15 protein-coding genes are annotated in these 18,407 nt (G+C 40.3%); 8 read left to right on the top strand and 7 right to left on the bottom strand.

Going from position 1 to position 18,407, the window contains the following annotated elements:
- On the bottom strand, window positions 1–193 hold a 193-nt coding region (locus tag FCR06_RS26450), incomplete at its 3' end, for a helix-turn-helix domain-containing protein (protein WP_138505066.1).
- Between the two features lie 235 nt (window positions 194–428).
- On the opposite strand from FCR06_RS26450, the gene FCR06_RS26445 reads away from it, so the two are divergent.
- Together FCR06_RS26445 and FCR06_RS26440 are read left to right on the top strand one after the other, a co-directional pair.
- Complete coding sequence (locus FCR06_RS26445) at window positions 429–671, top strand: DUF1902 domain-containing protein (RefSeq protein ID WP_138505064.1); 243 nt, start codon at window positions 429–431, stop codon at window positions 669–671.
- Between the two features lie 3 nt (window positions 672–674).
- The gene (locus FCR06_RS26440) at window positions 675–872 is read left to right on the top strand and encodes a type II toxin-antitoxin system HicA family toxin (protein WP_138505062.1); all 198 of its coding nucleotides are present in this window, start codon (window positions 675–677) and stop codon (window positions 870–872) included.
- A gap of 164 nt (window positions 873–1,036) precedes the next feature.
- On the opposite strand, the gene FCR06_RS26435 is transcribed toward FCR06_RS26440, so the two are convergent.
- From FCR06_RS26435 to FCR06_RS26420, 4 genes are all read right to left on the bottom strand, one after another.
- A complete protein-coding gene (locus FCR06_RS26435; protein ID WP_138505060.1) occupies window positions 1,037–1,945 on the bottom strand; it encodes a bestrophin family protein in 909 nt (302 codons plus the stop codon).
- 372 nt (window positions 1,946–2,317) lie between these two features.
- Window positions 2,318–2,731, bottom strand: coding sequence for a VOC family protein (locus FCR06_RS26430; RefSeq protein ID WP_138505058.1), 414 nt, complete (start codon window positions 2,729–2,731; stop codon window positions 2,318–2,320).
- Between the two features lie 673 nt (window positions 2,732–3,404).
- Window positions 3,405–4,244 carry an SIMPL domain-containing protein gene (locus tag FCR06_RS26425; RefSeq protein WP_138505056.1) on the bottom strand — a complete coding sequence of 280 codons (840 nt, stop codon included), beginning with the start codon at window positions 4,242–4,244 and terminating at the stop codon, window positions 3,405–3,407.
- 373 nt (window positions 4,245–4,617) lie between these two features.
- A complete protein-coding gene (locus tag FCR06_RS26420; RefSeq protein WP_138505054.1) occupies window positions 4,618–4,995 on the bottom strand; it encodes a hypothetical protein in 378 nt (125 codons plus the stop codon).
- Between the two features lie 1,199 nt (window positions 4,996–6,194).
- On the opposite strand from FCR06_RS26420, the gene FCR06_RS26415 reads away from it, so the two are divergent.
- The 6 genes from FCR06_RS26415 to FCR06_RS26390 all read left to right on the top strand — a co-directional run bounded on the left by FCR06_RS26415 (window position 6,195) and on the right by FCR06_RS26390 (window position 13,003).
- Window positions 6,195–7,037, top strand: coding sequence for a YaaW family protein (locus FCR06_RS26415; RefSeq protein ID WP_138505052.1), 843 nt, complete (start codon window positions 6,195–6,197; stop codon window positions 7,035–7,037).
- A complete protein-coding gene (locus tag FCR06_RS26410) occupies window positions 7,019–8,416 on the top strand; it encodes an O-antigen ligase family protein (protein WP_138505050.1) in 1,398 nt (465 codons plus the stop codon). Before FCR06_RS26415 ends, FCR06_RS26410 begins: the two co-directional genes overlap by 19 nt.
- 331 nt (window positions 8,417–8,747) lie before the next feature.
- Window positions 8,748–9,266: a hypothetical protein gene (locus tag FCR06_RS26405; RefSeq protein WP_223280303.1), complete on the top strand. Its 519-nt coding sequence runs from the start codon at window positions 8,748–8,750 to the stop codon at window positions 9,264–9,266.
- A gap of 172 nt (window positions 9,267–9,438) precedes the next feature.
- Complete coding sequence (locus FCR06_RS26400) at window positions 9,439–9,960, top strand: Ycf51 family protein (protein WP_138505049.1); 522 nt, start codon at window positions 9,439–9,441, stop codon at window positions 9,958–9,960.
- A gap of 647 nt (window positions 9,961–10,607) precedes the next feature.
- Window positions 10,608–11,801: an iron-containing alcohol dehydrogenase family protein gene (locus FCR06_RS26395; protein ID WP_138505047.1), complete on the top strand. Its 1,194-nt coding sequence runs from the start codon at window positions 10,608–10,610 to the stop codon at window positions 11,799–11,801.
- Entirely contained in the window at window positions 11,798–13,003 is a 1,206-nt protein-coding gene (locus tag FCR06_RS26390; protein WP_138505045.1) for an aspartate aminotransferase, read from the top strand. The genes FCR06_RS26395 and FCR06_RS26390 overlap by 4 nt, the downstream gene beginning before the upstream one ends.
- 458 nt (window positions 13,004–13,461) lie before the next feature.
- On the opposite strand, the gene FCR06_RS26385 is transcribed toward FCR06_RS26390, so the two are convergent.
- Both FCR06_RS26385 and FCR06_RS26380 read right to left on the bottom strand, forming a co-directional pair.
- Complete coding sequence (locus tag FCR06_RS26385) at window positions 13,462–13,911, bottom strand: orange carotenoid protein N-terminal domain-containing protein (protein ID WP_138505044.1); 450 nt, start codon at window positions 13,909–13,911, stop codon at window positions 13,462–13,464.
- 224 nt (window positions 13,912–14,135) lie between these two features.
- Window positions 14,136–18,194 carry a PAS domain S-box protein gene (locus tag FCR06_RS26380; RefSeq protein WP_138505042.1) on the bottom strand — a complete coding sequence of 1,353 codons (4,059 nt, stop codon included), beginning with the start codon at window positions 18,192–18,194 and terminating at the stop codon, window positions 14,136–14,138.
- Between the last annotated feature and the right edge of the window lie 213 nt (window positions 18,195–18,407).

The following is an 18,407-nucleotide window of genomic DNA, read 5'->3' as shown; positions in this document are numbered from 1 at the left end:
TGATTTTAGCGATCGCGCCACCTCCATGAGGCAAAGGTGTCACTTGTCCTGTATCTCGATAGCGACGAATTAACCTTTTAATGAAGGATAAGCTCACTTTAAAGCGTTTAGCCAGTTGGCGTTGTGACCCTTGTTGGGCTTCATAAGCATCTATCACACGTTGGCGTAAATCAGTTGAGTAAGGAGCAGGCATAACTATGAGTATTTTTGCTGCCTCTCCAGTTTACTAAATTTGTGGTCTATTCAATTGAAAAACGCTGTAAGTTGCATAACTATTCATCAATGCCAGTATTTTTTATAATAAAAATTGCTTTTATTTATTGAATGAATTTTATTGTTAATCCAGGGGGTGGTTATATTAATGCATCGACCTGTAAAAGCTACTGTAAAATATAACTACCGTTGGAAATTCGACAAAACGCTTGATAATGACACAAATCACGTTTAAAATCCAAGCATTTTGGGATAAAGATGCTGAGGTTTGGGTTGCAACTAGCTTAGATGTGCCAGGATTAGCAACAGAAGCTTCTAGTATAGAAATTCTTACGCAAAGGCTTCGAGTAATGATTCCAGAACTTATTGTTCTGAATGGAATAATACCCTCTGACTATGTAGGCTCAATTACTTTTGAGTTAATCAGCCATCGACAAGAGTTAATTCAGGTAGCTTGATAAATGGGTGCATATTTTACTCCTGAATTGAAAAAGATTCTTACTGAAGCTGGTTGTTACTTTGAACGACAAGGCAAGGGAGACCACGAAATTTGGTATAGTCCAATTTCAGACCATCGGTTTGTATTAGATGGTTCTATCAAGTCGCGTCATACCGCCAATGCTGTATTGAAACAAGCAGGATTACCTAAAGCATTTTAATAAAAATGAATACGAAGTTACTGCTTACTTTATAAGTGATCGCCTTTAGCAAGTGATTTTTGATTTTACTCACTGCTAACGAATATTACCAGATAATTGACGCTGGGATTTTGAGCGATCGCCAAGTTGAACTACTCTTTTTAAGAATGGCTTGTAATAGATTGTTATTCGACTATTTTTGTATGTGATTTTACGCTGGGAGTCAAGCTGGTTAAATCGTCAATATTGCATTTCATTGTATTGCAAATCGCGTCTAGAGGTAAATCATTGGCATCATAACCAAATGGATTTTCTATTTCAAAACCGATGGCTTCAATGCCAAATACTGTAAAACCAACTAAAGCAGCAACTAAGCCTGTCCACCAACCAAGGCTATCTACGATTTGAAATGGCAATAGTAAACAATATAGTATCAGTAATTGCTTTAGATGAATAGCATAAGCTAATGGCATTGGTGTTTTTAAAATCCGTTCGCAAGCACCTAAATTATCTACAAGATTATTTAATAATTCTTGCATCGCTGTTAACTGGTAGCTATTAATACAATTACGATTATATTGCTGCTGTAAATAATCTCCTATCCAAAAAGCTACTTCTATAGGAGGATTATTCATAATCTTCAGTTTTACATATTTGTTGGACGATATTAATTCTTCTAATTTGCTATTGATAGCTTCTCCACGTAAATGCAATTTAGTTGCCACGGCAAAAGCTACTAATAAATTTAATGCTGCAATTTTATTATTTTTATCATCTGGAGATATTTCGTCAACTGATACCCAAATTTGCCGCGCTAGATTTCGGACATTATTTACTATAGAACCCCAGCATTTCCTTCCTTCCCAAAAGCGATCATAAGCAGTATTTGTGCGAAATACAAGTAACAAACCTAAAACAATACTAGGAATAACACTTCCTAAAATGGGTTGGGATACAGGTAACTTCAAATAATGAAGTATAGAAACGAACAATCCAAAAAATCCAGACCATAAAACATTTTTGTAAATCGCTTTCACTACTGAACCTTTAAATTGTAATTTTGTGTGTAACCATTTCGGGTTTTCAACACTCATGTAGTCACCCTAAGAGAACATCTTGATAACTTAAAAATAATAGCTCTAGAATCAGCAGTATTACCAAGGATGATACTGTAAAAAATAGTGCTAGAAAATAGTTAAATATATTTACAGCAATAGTTGTATCGTAGTTTTACTTAAAAAAATTTAAAAGCAATAGACTACAACTTACTACGCCTAGTCAGTTAATTGTAAAGAAATGTAAAAGCTTTGTGCTAGCTGCATAAATCTTGCATACTGCCTTGATAAGTCTATTGAAGAAAAGGTACATGCCTATCGATGATGACCATGAGGCATTAATCGTTATTATGTACCCTAGTAAATCAACAAGTTGTAACCTGTATAAATCCTGCCCTGTAAATTCAGTGTCTAGACATAACTAATGTTATGTCTTTTTTCGTTATTAGTCTCAAAACGTTGGATTTCAATCAAATAACCACTAGGGTCACGTAAAAAGCAATGATAAATATTATACTTTTTATTTAGTGTAGGTGGCTTTTCAAATTTGACGCCACGTTCTTGGAGATATTCAAACCACTCATCTACCTGGTGTGTTACCAAAGTAAAAATAACCCCAGATTGGTTTTCAGTTGAGGGAATTGATGTTTCGCTTGCTTGGCATAATCCCAAGTATCCAGAGCCAGTAACACTATAAATTCGACAGGTTCCTTGGTCAAGCCACAACTCCAAACCTAGCTTTTGTTCGTAGAATTCTCTGGATGCATTGAGATCGTGGGTATAAAAGAAGGTAACCTGTTTGTTTATTTGTAGTTGATCAGACATAAAATATATTTGAGTATATACCCTAACGACATCTGGCGATCGCATAGGTAAAAATTTATTTATGTTAGAAACCTGTTACTACTCCAGATATGCCTTGGGCGTACCTGGAGTTTCTTTTTGAATAAAGACTATCAAAATTTTCTAAATCATCCGGATATGGCAAAATAAGCTTGAATAGGAATGCATACCGAATTATTTATATTTAACACGGAGCATTACTTGTTGATGTACTCCAGTGCCAAATAACTCTCCTAAAACAGCCCTAGCCCAACTGGGGCTGTTTACGTTGAGGGTGTGTAAACCAGGAGTAGAATAGTGAGTCAATAGACAAACTTTACTACATTTGAGTGTATACCCTGATGACGTAGGATTCACTCACGAGAAAAAATTGATGTAGGTAAATGCGTATCTTTCCTGATTCCAGATTTGTTATCAACATTTCTGGAGTTTCTTCATTGCTGGAGTTGAGAATCACTCATCAAGTCTTAACTCCAGTAAATATTTTAATATTATATAAATTAATCAAATAAAAATAGAATAATATAAAATCTGGTGCATATTACCAGATAATTTCTTAATATTTAACAAACTGAATGTGCAAAGCAAAATAGCTAAGCGATCACACTTTTAAATTTGACGAAAATTTTCAGGCGATCGCACTTAATATGAATACTTATTTCACTGTATATGTTACAAAAATATCCTTCTTCATCTCTACTTCTGCTGGGGCATCTGGATTGTAAGTTGGTGTTAATAAAAAACTAGCAAAAGACGGTAAAGATACTCCAGTTTTGGAACTACATGAAGGATAGAATAATGTATAAAATGGCTCAGCAACCGAAGGAATACCAAGTTTAACACCCATAGCAGTCGCTAAAGCCTGAGCGCGACTTTGAGCGTCTTTCATTGCTGATTGATAAACTGAACTCTGTAAAGCTTGACAATCATTAACTGCATAATCTACACCCACATTCTTAATAGTAAGATTTTTAAGTTTGCTCGTCGCTTTGTTTGCTGTACTAAGAATTTCTTGAATCCTCTCGCGGGTAGGTTTTTCCACTCTCACCAAGATTTTGGCATTATTTTCACCCGAATTCATATTAACTTGTACTTGAATTTTATCAGCACTAATTTTGTCAGCAATGAGACTATCTACTATTGGCTGGAGACTTGCTTTTGTTAGGGCTTTTTCGTTTTCTAAAGCAGGTATAGGTGTTTGTCCTATTGGTGTTTTGTCATTTAAGACCAGAGGTGATAAAGTTAGAGGACGGACTTGCGATAGCGTTGATGGTTGCGGTTCTGACTGCTCGCTGCTATCTTTGCTACTAAATACCAGTTCAATATCTGCTGTATCTGCTGGCGCTCTTACTACCCCTTGACCCATTACCATTAATGAATGGCGATCGCTCGCTGGTGGATAAAATAATTGGGCATTACTAACTTTAGGTGTTAACACTTCCATTCCAACAGTCATACTTATACCTACCAGCATCAGAGTAGTTATTTTTTTCATGTTCTGGCAATGTCCTTTGAATATCTTAACTGTCAAATTTTACACTTCAATAGCAAGATACTGAATCTTTTATGAAAAAATTTACTAAAAAAGACATTGGATAAAAGGCACAACAGACAAATAACCAATTTTACGTTTAGCCTTAACCACAACAAAAGAGTAGTGCTTTGACAAAAAATATTGAGCTACTACCACCTCTTTTACATTGACTTTAATTGTGGTATTAGCTCAAAAATTAAAAATTTACTGTAGATACTCTCTGTATTTCAGCACACAGACAAATTTTGGAGGAATATAGMAGATTTCAACTTGGTGAGTTACTCATCTGCGTCTGTTACTTTAGACATCATTCTCTATTCTAAATTCTGCCGTATTAACCAAACCAATGAGATGGTTCACAACCGGGTTGAACTGTTTCACAAAGGTGATGGTTAATCCAATCTGACTTTTCTTGAACGATTGAGCAAATACCTTGGTGAATCAAATTTTGTAAATGTAGTTGCTGGTCTAAGGGTTTACGAGGCAACTGATAATTAAGCAAGTTTCTTTGTTCCGCCTTTGCTAGCGAAATATGTCCGTCAGATATGATGCTGTAAAAAGAGGGAATCCGGTTGAGGATAAAAGTAATTAGTTCTTGACGTAAGTCAGGAATCGCAAAGGCTTGTTGATATGGATGATATGGATATGTATCCAAAACGATTTCAATCTCTGCTATTACTGATTGTTGAGTTAAATTAACTACAGTTTTCATAATTTTTTAAACTCCTTTTTAATCTGGTTAGCGATCAGTGAAATAAACAACTTTTTTAGATAGCAAAGTTGTCATGACAATCAGTTATAAGTGATTCAACTGATAGATGCAATAGCTCCTGAAACTAACCTTTTATTCGGGTAGAATCTCAAATCTTTTGCTGTGCAACTTTGAGTTAAACTTTATACTAACTTGCATGACATTTCTCAAAACAATACTGACTAAACTGATAAACTGCAAAAACTTTATCCTGATAATATTTATTATTTGCAATTTATGCATTGCTAGCAAAAATCTACATAAAACGCAGCATAAAACTTTAGGGATCAAGATTAACAGTATCAATAAAAGCTTTACTAGTAACAAATCTTTAATTAACTTGAACTTCCTTCGTAATGAAGATAAATATTAAGTTTGCTATAAAATTTTATGTTTCATAGACAAGACTTATTTGTTACACATTGATTTAGCTAAGTCAGAAAAATAGTAACTTCCTAGACTGTCAAATCAGTCTAGCGACAGATGAAATGATTGAGTAAAAATGTTTAAAAAGTTCACATTATCTAAAAAGATGTTTTAAAAGTCCTCTTTTGAGTAGTCAAACGTTTTAGAGCCAGTTGAATCACCTAAAAATTAAGGGACTTTGATTCTAATTACTTAGAATAAGAAGTTAAAGAAAATCTAAAGTTTTTGATATCTCAGCTACCACTTTTAAAACATCTCCTAATCATTTTTAGAAATCACGCAAGTTCCACAACAAGCCGATATAACTTGTCTTGTTCCCTAAGTACGAGATTTTGCTAGCAGTAGTAAGGAATATCGAGTTTACTTTACAAAGGGTTTTAAATATTTAGACCCCTACTGAGATAGAAGCGTAGCGAGTAGAAAGTGGTGTAAGTTGATTACTAAAAAACGTTGTAACCTACTAGCCGCAGATTAAACTTGGTACTGGGGCACTAATTACTGGAATATTCAGTCATCAGTTTTTAAAGTTCTGATACCTCCGCCTTGCTGCCCTTGAAGCGTCTACGGATAGCGCAGCGTTAGCGAGTCTGCGAGCGTCGGAAGACTCCGCTCAAACTTCTCTGTTGCTCATTGGTTATCATCAAATGACAAACAACAAAATTACTACTAATGACTGCTGAAGGCTAATAGTAGAATAAGGTACAGGAAAGCAGCACGGAAGGGAGGAAGGGAAATTGGATGAGATGAGGACGGCGCTGGAGTTAGCGACCGAAGAAGAATTACAAGACTTAACGGCAATTTTATTCAGTCGGAAGTTCAATCCCCTAGACTACGTTCACACACCCGAACCCATCGAAGTGCAAAGCCAAGACCGTAAAGCTTGGCTAGACGCACTAGAAAGTCGTTTCCGCTTTTTAGCAGCAGATGGAATGACGGTATTGCGCGGACGCACAGGTGAAGTAACTTACCGACAAGCGCTCATTCAAGTATGTAAGTATCTCAAAATTGCTTATTCTAATCAGTTGACAACTGTTGATTTAGAAGCAGAAGTATTTTTGCATCTGCTAGGACAGGTGTGGAAAAAATTGCCYGAACTAGAAAAGCAAAAATTGACTATTCAGGTGCAGCGTCAGCTTGTCAAATCAGAACTAAAACAACCTTTACCACTTTTATTGCAACGCGATCCCTTAGGGTTGCTTTTTAAAGGTGGTAGTGCATTGGCTGTTACTTCCATGCTCCAGCCACTTGTACTCAAGCAAATTGCCCGTCAATTTGCCATGTACCTTGCTACCTATGAAGTAACTAAACAAGCGGCGATTACAGGCGCAGAAGCCGCTACGACTCAATTTCAAAGCTATGTAGCTATGCAAATGGCTAGACGCGGTATGACTATGAGCGCAGCTCGTTATGGAGCAGTCCGCACTATGTTTGCCGTGATTGGGCCAATGATGTGGGCTTGGTTTTTTGCCGATTTAGGGTGGAGAGTGATCGCTACTAACTATGGTCGCATTATCCCTACAATTTTTGCCCTAGCTCAAATTCGCCTCACTCGTGCTGAATGTTGGGAGCCAGCTTGAACAAGGCTTTTTACTATTTAAACTCCCGTTGGAACTGCTCTTTATTGGCACTGTTAATCTTCCCACTTAGTCCTTTCGTGGGGGCAGTAACAGTGGTGCTTGTATCATTAATTACTTTAGCGAAACAATACCGCCAAATTAGCCGCCGTCCCCTTAATTGGGGATTTGCCCTTTTAGGTTTGTTGCTGCTTATTACTACTGGGTTTGCCCAGAACAAAACAGAAGCCCTCCTCGGCTTATTTAATTTTTTACCATTCTTTATAGTTTTCGCCGCCTTTAGCACCTTGATTAAAACAACTGCCCAATTGCGACAAATGGCTTGGGTTTGGGTAATAGGTTCGATGCCGGCGGTGACTCTCGGTTTGGGACAATTGTTTTTGGGTTGGAATTTTAACTTAAAAATTTTGTGGGTTGTTTTGGAATGGACGATCGCACCAGGAGGAAATCCACCAGGGCGCATAGCTTCATTCTTCTTGCACGCTAACACCTTCGCTGCTTATCTAGTAATAGTTTTCATCTTTAGTCTAGGGTTGTGGTTGGAACAATGGCGATTGGGGATTGGCTATAGGGCATGGGGCATGAGAAGAAGTAGGGGAGCAGGGAGCAGCAAGCACAGGGAAGGATCTTCTCCCCTGCCCCCTGCCTCATCTCCCCCACTCCCTACTCCCCAGTCCCTACTCCCCTTTATCTTCCTAACCGTGGCGACGATCGCGAATTTCATCACCTTGATTTTCACCAACTCGCGTAATGGATGGGCGATCGCTATTTTTGCCTGTTTAGCTTATGCACTCTACCAAGGTTGGCGTATTCTTGTGGGTGGCGTCGTCGGTATCATCGCTAGCGTCCTTTTGGCGGCTTTTGCTCCCTCACCAATTGCTCAATTTTTTCGCCGCTACGTTCCTGCTTTCTTTTGGGCAAGGTTAAATGATGATATGTATCCAAATAGACCAGTGGCTTTGATGCGAAAAACTCAGTGGGAGTTTGCTTGGTCTTTAGCTTGGCAACATCCTTGGACAGGTTGGGGTTTACGTAGTTTTACTGCACTCTACAAAGCACACATGCAAATTATGTTGGGTCATCCCCACAATTTGTTTTTAATGTTATCTGCTGAAACTGGTTTTCTTACTACTTTTTTATTTTGTGGCTTACTCGGTTGGATTTTAATTACAGCAGTCCAATTACTGCGAAAGTCAAAATATATGTATAGAGAAGATAGATTGCTGTTTTTTAGTTATCTTCTCGCCTTTGTAGCGTGGGTTCTATTGAATATGGTAGATGTAACCCTATTCGATTTTCGTTTGAATACGCTTTCATGGTTAGTTTTGGCTGCTATTTGTGGAGTAGTACATCGCTATAATCAACAAGACTTTGCCAGTTAAGGCTGGTTTTTTCAGGCAACAAAATAAAAATTCTATGGAATAGTCATGAATTGTTTTTCAGTGTATGCACTGGAGACGTTTAAAGTTTGAAGTTAATAAGATTACTATATTCACGTCTGTGACTGTGAGTGTGACTAATACCTAATTAGTCACTGTTGCTGATTGTTGGGAAGGTGTAGGGACAACCCTTTGGGGTTTTCCTGCATGACGGGCATCTCTTGTAGATGCCCTTTTGTATGTTTATTATTCTCTTCAGTTAAACACAATTTAAACAAATCTTGAATTTGACGGAATATCTAAAAAATATTATCTTTTATAAAGGAATATAAACATGGTTACTGAAATTAAACTAGGTCTTTGTAACCCACCATTACCTATTTATTTGTATGTGAAAAACGGAGAATTCAACGGTGAATCTTATCTGTGGTATCATTACGATATCAATAATGATAAAACTATTCCCGTCCACCAAACAGCATTAACTGGGTATATATCTGAACTGAAATTAAAAATAACAAAATTTAAGGCAAAGGAAAACATTAAGTTAGACATCGTTGTTAGAGCGGATGAGATTTATGTTGTTAGAAGTGGAATAGATACAAACTTTGCTAAAACTTTTCTTTTAGCTGTATCACAAGTTCAAGACTTTTCCAAGCCCCTGATTATCGCTGCGATTGCCGGAAAAGAAAATGTGGTTTTTAGTAGACTCTACGATGTGGCTACTAAAACCAAGATTCAATATGAATGGAACAAAGATGCTGATTGGCAAGCAATCATTAATAGCGTTCAAACTAAGTTGCAGACATCTAAAAATTCCTACATCGTATCTGGGGAGCCAATACTGTTTTGAAAGATTAGTGAGGTTGGGGAAGCGAGGTAGAGGGAAAATAATAAATTACCAATGACAACTTATACAGATAACTTTCTCTAAGCTAACTGTATTGCGGTAACTCTTATTGTGTAAGCTCTCGGTAAAATGGGGGTGTTTAGTAACAAAAAAAGACGCCTCAGTAACCAACCTTATGCTCACAACAGCTGATTTTCTTCAATACACCCAATGGTCTAGTATAGCCACCTTGGTATTCGCAGCCTTAGCAGTCTTGGGTTTTGTTCTCAAATGGGGCATTCGCTTTCGGCTGGTGGGTACGACTGGCTTTATGATAGTGCTAACAGCTGGTTTATTTGCACTCTCCATAGTCCCTTTGAGTCGTACTGTGATTCCGGGAGCAGTACACTATAGTCTAATTTATGACAATGGCTCAACACAAGCAGCGATCGCCGTATCACCCAAAATTTCTCCTACAGAATTAGAAGCAACTTTACGTCAAGCAGCTAGCAATCTTTATTCTTATGGTCGTTCTGGTACACTTCAAAACGACAAGTTAACAGTTCGCGCCCGTACCATTATTCACCCAGAGTCAGGGATTTCTGTACCAGTTTACTTGGGTGAGGTCAAGCGATCGCTCGTTTCTCGTGCCAACTCCCCAATAACAGTAGAAATTTATCAAGACAAATTCGCCCAATTGCCGAAATCTAAGGCTTAAGGCGACTGGGGAGTGTGGAAGATGGGGAGATGGAGAGATGGGATGAAATTCTCTCCCCATACTTCCTGTTTGCCCAATCCCCCAGGCTCCCTATCAGAATGACATAATTAATTTTGTATTTACCGATACTTTTAAGATTATTTTTAGATTAAGATATTCATACTTTAGTGGTTCCATTGTGGAAATAATTAATCAGTGCGCGGGTAGTGGGTACTGACAGTTATGATTTGTCAGTTATTTACCGATTTTGCCATTTTCAAAAATATTTGCAGCAAATGGATTAGCTGTAGGAACGTACAAATGTATGCCCGTAGCTATATATTCTCTAGCTGGGATTGCTTGAAATGGTGCAACTTCAATTCTTAATCGCTTTTTTTGAGAATCTGAGAGTGCTAATGTTATTTAGTTATACGGTTATTCAAAACTTTGATAGTTCAGAATTTTAGAGCGATGGGCATGATAGATTCAACCAACGTCGTCAAATTACTTAAGGAATCGGCAACAGACTTTGTCTATTTCATGGCTTGGCTAAAATCCAGTTGAACGAGTGTCAGCTTATAGCCATGCTCTAAATCAGCTTGGCAACAAGTATCCCTGAGTGTAAGTCAATTGATTAAGAAATATCAAAGTTTTGGCAAACTAGTTATATGGCTAATAAATTTTCTACTCATCCTTCTTTGTCTACTCAAACCTCTAGTTCGTTATTCACGCTCACAGTTGCCCCAGCAAAAGTAATCCGTGGTTCTGGCGTGTTGCAAGCAGCAGCCGCAGAAATCGCCTGTTTGGGAAATCGTCCCTTAATTGTGGCGGGAGAACGCACTCTCGCTATCAGCCAAGAAAATCTGCAACCGATTTTAGAACAGCAACAGTTACATCCTGCCCAAGCTTCTTATGGTGCAGATTGCTGTGAAGCTAGTCTGAAATCTTTACACAAGGCAGCCAAAGAACATAAAGCTGATTTAATTATCGGTGTCGGTGGCGGCAAAGCCCTGGATATAGTGAAATTAGTCGCGCACCAGTTACATCTGCCAGTGGTGACGATTCCGACTTCAGCGGCTACCTGTGCAGCTTGGAGTGCTTTGTCGAATGTTTATTCAGAAGACGGGGCATTTCTATATGATGTGGGTCTGTCTGGTTGTCCCGATTTATTGATACTCGATTATGACTTGATAAAAACAGCACCACAAAGTACCTTAATAGCTGGCATTGGTGATGCGATCGCTAAGTGGTATGAAGCCTCGGTTAGTAGCGGGCATTTGCAAGATACTTTGATTATCGCCGCAGTCCAACAAGCACGAATTTTGCGAGATATCCTCTTGCAAAAGTCAGCCGCCGCCCTCAAGCAACCAGGTAGTGAAGTTTGGCGAGAAGTTGTAGACGCAACTGTGTTACTTGCTGGCGTAGTTGGCGGATTAGGAGGAGCCCAGTGTCGTACTGTTGCCGCCCATGCTGTGCATAATGGTTTAACGCACATTTCGGGACACGGCAGCATTCACGGCGAAAAAGTTGCTTTGGGAATTCTGGTACAACTGCGTTTAGAAGAAATGCTCCAAAACAACCAACTAGCAGCATCGGCACGGCAGCAGTTGTTAAAGTTCTACGCAGAAATTGGACTACCCCAGAAATTAAGCGATTTGGGATTGGGCAATATTACATTAGGTGAGTTGCAAACAGCCGCCGAAATTGCCTTAGCTCCTAATTCTGACATCCATCGACTACCTTTTAAAGTCGCGCTGGAACAGTTGATGGCGGCAATGGTTTCTACCACTGCACCTATAGATAGTAGAGATACGATAAATCGAGTTTCGCCCAAGGGAATGAGTGACGAGGTTGAAGCATGAGTTTAAATTGGATAGTGCCAGCAGAACGCATACAAAAACTGCCACCTTACGTATTTGCCCGTTTAGATGAACTAAAAGCTAAAGCACGGGAACAAGGGTTAGATTTAATTGATTTGGGGATGGGAAACCCGGATGGTGCAACACCACAACCAGTGGTAGAGGCGGCGGTTGCAGCTTTGCAAAATCCTGCCAATCACGGTTATCCTCCCTTTGAAGGCACTGCGAGTTTCCGTCGAACGATTACTAATTGGTATCGTCGGCGTTATGATGTGATTCTTGACCCTGATAGTGAAGCCCTGCCGCTACTCGGTTCTAAAGAAGGACTAACTCATTTAGCGATCGCCTACATCAACCCTGGGGATGTAGTTCTAGTTCCTTCTCCGGCTTATCCCGCCCATTTTCGCGGTCCTGTAATTGCTGGTGGCAAAGTTCATAGTTTGATTCTCAAACCAGAAAATGATTGGCTAATCGATTTAGCTGCCATTCCCGATGAGGTTGCCCGACAAGCCAAAATCCTCTATTTCAACTATCCCAGCAATCCCACCGCCGCCACCGCCCCCCGCGAATTCTTCGAAGAAATCGTCGCCTTCGCCCGCAAATATGAAATTTTGCTGGTACACGATCTGTGTTACGCAGAGTTAGCGTTTGATGGTTATCAACCCACTAGTTTGCTAGAAATTCCTGGTGCCAAGGAAATTGGTGTGGAATTTCACACCTTATCCAAAACCTACAATATGGCTGGCTGGCGCGTCGGCTTTGTGGTGGGGAATCGCCATGTAATTCAAGGTCTACGGACGCTGAAAACGAACTTGGATTATGGCATTTTTGCTGCTTTGCAAACAGCAGCCGAAACTGCTTTACAACTCCCAGATGTGTATTTGCATGAAGTACAACAACGCTACCGCACCCGTCGTGATTTCCTGATTCAAGGATTAGGACAGTTGGGTTGGGATATTCCCAAAACCAAGGCGACGATGTATCTGTGGGTAAAATGTCCTGTGGGGATGGGTTCTACAGATTTTGCCTTGAATGTGTTGCAGCAAACTGGCGTTGTGGTTACTCCAGGTAATGCCTTTGGGGTGGCCGGTGAAGGGTATGTCAGGATTAGCTTGATTGCCGAGTGCGATCGCTTAGGTGAAGCTTTACATCGCATCAAGCAAGCTGGTATCCGCTATCAACCGGAAGCCGTAGTATCTGCTTGACAATAGTTAGGCTACTACCAAATATCCACAATAAAAGCCTCAAGTAACTAATTACTGAGGCAGTTGAAATATATCCAAATCAATTGTATCCATGAATTTATTTATGAACAGTGCCCTCATCTGGTTAGCAATGTACCCTTAGGCATTCCTGGCTTGTATAGCCAAATTGAGAAATCCTCGACTTCTTACGAGAGTCAAGGATTTTGTTGAGGAATAATTTACTTACTAAAATTATACTCACAGCCCAGGTAACACGGAGTATTTCATCTGTGCGTTATTCTGAAGTAAAGCCAAACAAACCAGACCTAGCTTGAGTTGCTCGTTTGTATTATTCCTAAATATTGAAGTCTTTTAAGGGTTCTTAGACTGATACAATATCAAAAATGAGTGCGAAAGATGGATTCACAGAACCCTTTAATAGAAATAAATTCTTGATCCAAGACCCAAACTGTTATCAGTTAACCCAATACTTGTACTAGACCTAGCATGAAGTTAACCCGTTGCTCAAATTCTAGCCCTTTAATGAGTGCTGTAAATTCATCAGTTTCACTTGGTAGTTGATAGTCAGATGGTACTGGAATGATACTTCCGTCTTCGATTCCTTGTGCCAACAACAGCCAAACATCCAATCTAGCGTTAGGACTCAGAGCATTATAGGCTTTACCGATATCACTAGCTGAACCCTTAATCAGGTCGCGTTGTGCTTGCAGTTGTTCTTGGTGAGACAAACTTTTAATTTGGTCAAACACTGCTTTTGCAGGGCTTTCTACACTTTGAGGAGGTGCTGGTGTTAGCTTCTCTTTAATATCTAAGTAACCAAACCAAAGTATCCCGAGTTGAGTATCTACATCAAAGCGGCGAAAACTTTCTAAAGCTGGTCTTGTGCTTTCGTCAACTGTGTAAGTCATAAAAACTCCAAAGAAGTTTGAATTATTCTCGATTGACTAAGTTATTAAGAAAACTTAGTCTTAATACTTCACTAAAGTTAACGAATCTATAGATATGAAGAACTCTACTTGTGGTATGAATAGCATTCAATACATAAGACAGATTGTAGATAACTCAAGTTGCTACTTACGAAAATGCTCGTTTCGATGTATAAGCTAGTAAAAAATTAAAGTAAAACTGGAAATCAGAAAATCAGCTTGGCGATCGCCCGAATTAATTTAGCTGGTTCCACTGGTTTAGTAATATGCTGTTTAAATCCAGCGGCAAGTGCCTGTTGATAGTCAATTTCAGCTGCATATGCGGTTAAAGCGATCGCTGGAATTTTTCCTCCGAGTTCAGGTGGCATGTCTCTGATTTGACGCATCAACATATAGCCATCTACTTCAGGCATTCCAATGTCACTTAAGAGTAGATTGGGTTGGAAGTTAGGCAGAACTTGTAGTGCTTCCACAGCCGAGGCTACCTGGGTTACTACTGCTCCAGACTGCTCTAAAATAAAAGCAATCAACTCTCGCGTATCACGCTCATCATCCACTAGCAGAACCTTCAGCCCATTTAAATTAGGTAAATCATCTGATTGTCTATCAATCTCATGGTTATTAAGATTATTTTTCATCAAGGGGAGCATGACTGTAAAGGTAGCTCCCTGTTCTTCACCCAAACTTTCTGCCTTAACTGTGCCGCCATGTAGCTCGACGATGTGACGAACAATCGCTAATCCTAACCCCAACCCCCCGAATTTTCTGGTGGTTGCGCCGTCAGCTTGGCGGAAGTAGTCGAAGACATAGGGTAAAAAGTCGGGGGTAATTCCCTTACCTGTATCACATACTTGCAGTTGAGCCTGAGAATCAACAGACGCTAAACTGATTTTTACTTGTCCACCTTGGAGTGTAAACTTAATGGCGTTGGAAAGCAGATTCCAAATCACTTGTTGTAAGCGGACTGAATCACCCGCTACTAAGAATTTTGGGTCACAGCTTTGGTGGGCTAATACCTCGACTTCAATTTGGGATTTGAGATTGTCAAGTTGTTGATTAAAGTCAATGGATGCGAAATTTCTGTTAGTATCTTCTAATCCCGAATCTAAAATTTCAAATTGTAAATTGATAGATTTGGCTTGGGCGGCTAAACGCACGGTTTCTAAAGCTGCGGCGATCGCAGTTAGCAAATTTACAGGAGCAATATTCAGACTGAGTTTGCCTTGCAAAATTCGAGAGACATCGAGCAAATCTTCAATTAGTTGAGTTTGCAGCTTGGCATTACGCTCAATAGTTTGTAGGGCCCGAGTGGTGGTTGGTTGGTCATACTTTTTACTTTGCAGCATCTTTGACCATCCCAAAATCGGGTTTAGCGGCGTGCGAAGTTCGTGGGAGAGAACTGCTAAAAATTCATCTTTGATCCGGTTAGCTTGAATTAATTGCTCTTTTCGTCGCTGTAACGAAGCCATTAACTCAAAACGTTCCAGAGCAACCGCCACCTGATCGGAGGTTGCTTGCAGTAAAGCGGTTTCCTCTGGGGTGAAGTGAGTACGGGTGCGACTGGCAAAGGCGAGTACACCCAACAGCTTTCCCTGAGCAATTAATGGTTGACCAGCATAGGCTGTGATTCCCAAACCACCAAGGATGTCTGCATTTGGATGGGTTGAGTGCGGCACATCATTGACAACAATTTGACGCCGTTCTTGGGCTATTAATCCGCCCATGCCTTGATTAAATTCCAGATATTCAATTGCTTGAAATACTTCTTCAGTGATGCCGTTCCAACCTACTAAGCGAAGTTTTTGCTTATTTTCGTGTGTCTCAATCAGATATTGGAAGTAAAAATCCAAATCCATCTGTGCCGAGAGTTTGCTGAACAAGGTGTTCATTAGATCCAAAGGGCGCTCGGTTGAGAGCAAATCACTGGCTGTTTCCGAAAGTAATTTGAGTCGCTCGCTGCGTTCTTGCAAAGCTTTTTCTGCTTGCTGACGTTCCCGCAGGGCGCGTTCGCGTTCGGTGATGTCAACTGCAACTCCTCCTACCAAGCGTCGTCCAGATGTATCTGCAATGGGAAACCTATACATTAAAAATTCACCAAGAATACCATCTGTGCGAGGAGCAGACTCTATAGCTTCTACGACCTGATTTGTATTTGCAACCGTTTTAATCCTATCGAGGAAAGACTGAGCAATTTCACCCGGGTATAGCTGGGAGATGTTTTTGCCGATGGGGTTGTTTGTTGCTAAATCGAATATGGCAAGATAAGTTGGACTGAGGTAAAGTACACGCCCGTCTGCATCTGTAATCCATGCTGCGGCGGGACTGTTGTCCATAAAAGCTTGGAAGCGTTCTTCGCTCTGATGCAAGGCTTTTTCTWTTTGCTGGCGTTCGCTAATATCAAGAATAAATGCCACCGACTTGTGTCGAGATTTTCCTAATAGAGAGTAGCTAATTACAATTGGTATGCGAGAACCATCTTTGCGAATGTATTCTTTCTCATAAGGAGTACAAGCACCTTTGGACTTGGCTTCGGCAATCGCCAGTTCATCTAAATAAAGATACTCTGGTGGCGTGATATCAGTCCAACTTAGTTTACCTGTCTGGAGATCCTCTTGGGTATAGCCGACAATTCGCAGAAACTCGTCGTTGGCTTCACTAATCCCACCTTTTACATCCCCAAGGACAATGCCAACTACATTCGCTTCTACAAAACTTCTCAGTTGCTCCTCACTAGCTCGAACTGCGGCTTCCGCCTGCTTACGTTCGCTGATATCTGTAGTGCTGCCAACTACGCGCACCGGGTTATCATCAGTATCCCGCTTGACGACTATTCCTTGGTCTAACACATAGACGTACTGATGAGCTTGGTTGCGAATTCGATACTCAACAGCATAGCGATCGCCATTTGCCCACGCAACCCTCGTCTCCTCCTCCATACGTTGCAAATCCTCTGGATGGACAAGCTGACGCCACCAATTACGAGTTGTTTGAGCCATATCGAAGGAATAGCCTAAAATTCGGGTTAGCCCTTCGGTTGTTTCAATCCGATCCTGTTGTATATCCCAGTCATATATCAAACAATTGACGGCAGTAGCGGCTAACTCGAAACGTTCATTGGCTAACCTTAGGCGTTCCTCTTTCTCACGCAAGGTTTGTTCTACTTGTTTGCGTTGGCTAATGTCACGAAAGAAAATGTCAAGACCATCTTCACAAGGGTAGGCATGGATTTCCATCCACAGGTCATATTTCGGTGGTAAATAATAATGATGCTCGAAGTGGACGGGAATTTGTTCTGCCATCGCCTGTCGGTATTGGCACTCTAGATTTGTACCTACCGATGCCGGCCACTCTTCCCAATACGATTTACCAATGACTTCTGAGGGGAGTTTGCCGTTAATTCGCTGTGCTGCCGCATTTTGGTGGACGATCCGCCACTCCCGGTCTAGAGTTATAAATGCATCACTCATGCTTTCTAGGGTACGCGTCACCCGTTGATTGGCTTGCTGTAATGCTGCTTGTGCTTGTTTGCGTTCGCTCAAATCAACAACAAAGCCAATAACTGTTTCTTGACCATTTTCTACGAGAACAGAACCAGCTAGAACCGGAACGCGAGAACCATCTTTGCAGATATATTCTTTTTCAAAAGGTTTACAAACTCCGGTAGTTCTCAGTTCCTCTGCTGAACGCTCACTTAATATTAGACACTCAAGTGCAGTCATCTGGCGCAAGTCCATTTGTTTGGCGGACAAATCTTCTTGCGTGTAGCCGACCATCTCAAGAAAGGTATCATTGGCTTCGATGATGCAACCGTTGAGGTCGCTAAGAACGACTCCAATAATATTAGATTGTGCGAGTCGGCTAAAGCGCATCTCGCTATTTTGCAACAACTTCAAGCTGGACTCTGCTTTCCGTTTAGCAGTTTGCAATTCTGAAAAGAGTGCAGTAATTAATAAGGATACTAGGGAGAAGGTGGTTAATCGGATTAAAACCTTGAGACTAACAATCTGCAACGAATAGACTGGTTCAATCAGAAAGTAGAGGGCAAATATAGCAGATAAAGCGATCGCTAGCATTCCCACTTCCATGCCACCATACCATGCACTAACTGCTACGGCAGCATAAAAAAAGGTGAATACACTCGGATCGAATACTGGTAGTAGCAGTCGCGCCATTATTGAAGCTGCTACGACTACTAAAATCATCACGCCATAAGTTAGTAAGCTAGAGCGCATCATCAAGAATTTTTCGAGTAATTTCACGCTCATTTCAAGAGTCCTCCCTTTTTTGTGCTTTTGAGAGATACTCGCTTAGTATCTTTTCCCTGGTTCGCCCATCTTCCTCTAACATTTCTTCAATTAGCTTCAATGCCATTTGCAAAGAAAGCACAAATGCGTTTTTCCAGCGATTGACTCTTCGCAGGCAAACTCCCAACTTAGCTACAAACTTTTTCCAAGACAGAACAATTTGCTGCCTAAGTT

It is taken from the genome of Nostoc sp. PA-18-2419 (assembly GCF_005869855.1).
Classification (GTDB): Bacteria; Cyanobacteriota; Cyanobacteriia; order Cyanobacteriales; family Nostocaceae; genus Nostoc.
Note: the sequence above shows the minus strand (reverse complement) of the source record. Positions and strands in the feature narration are given on the sequence as shown.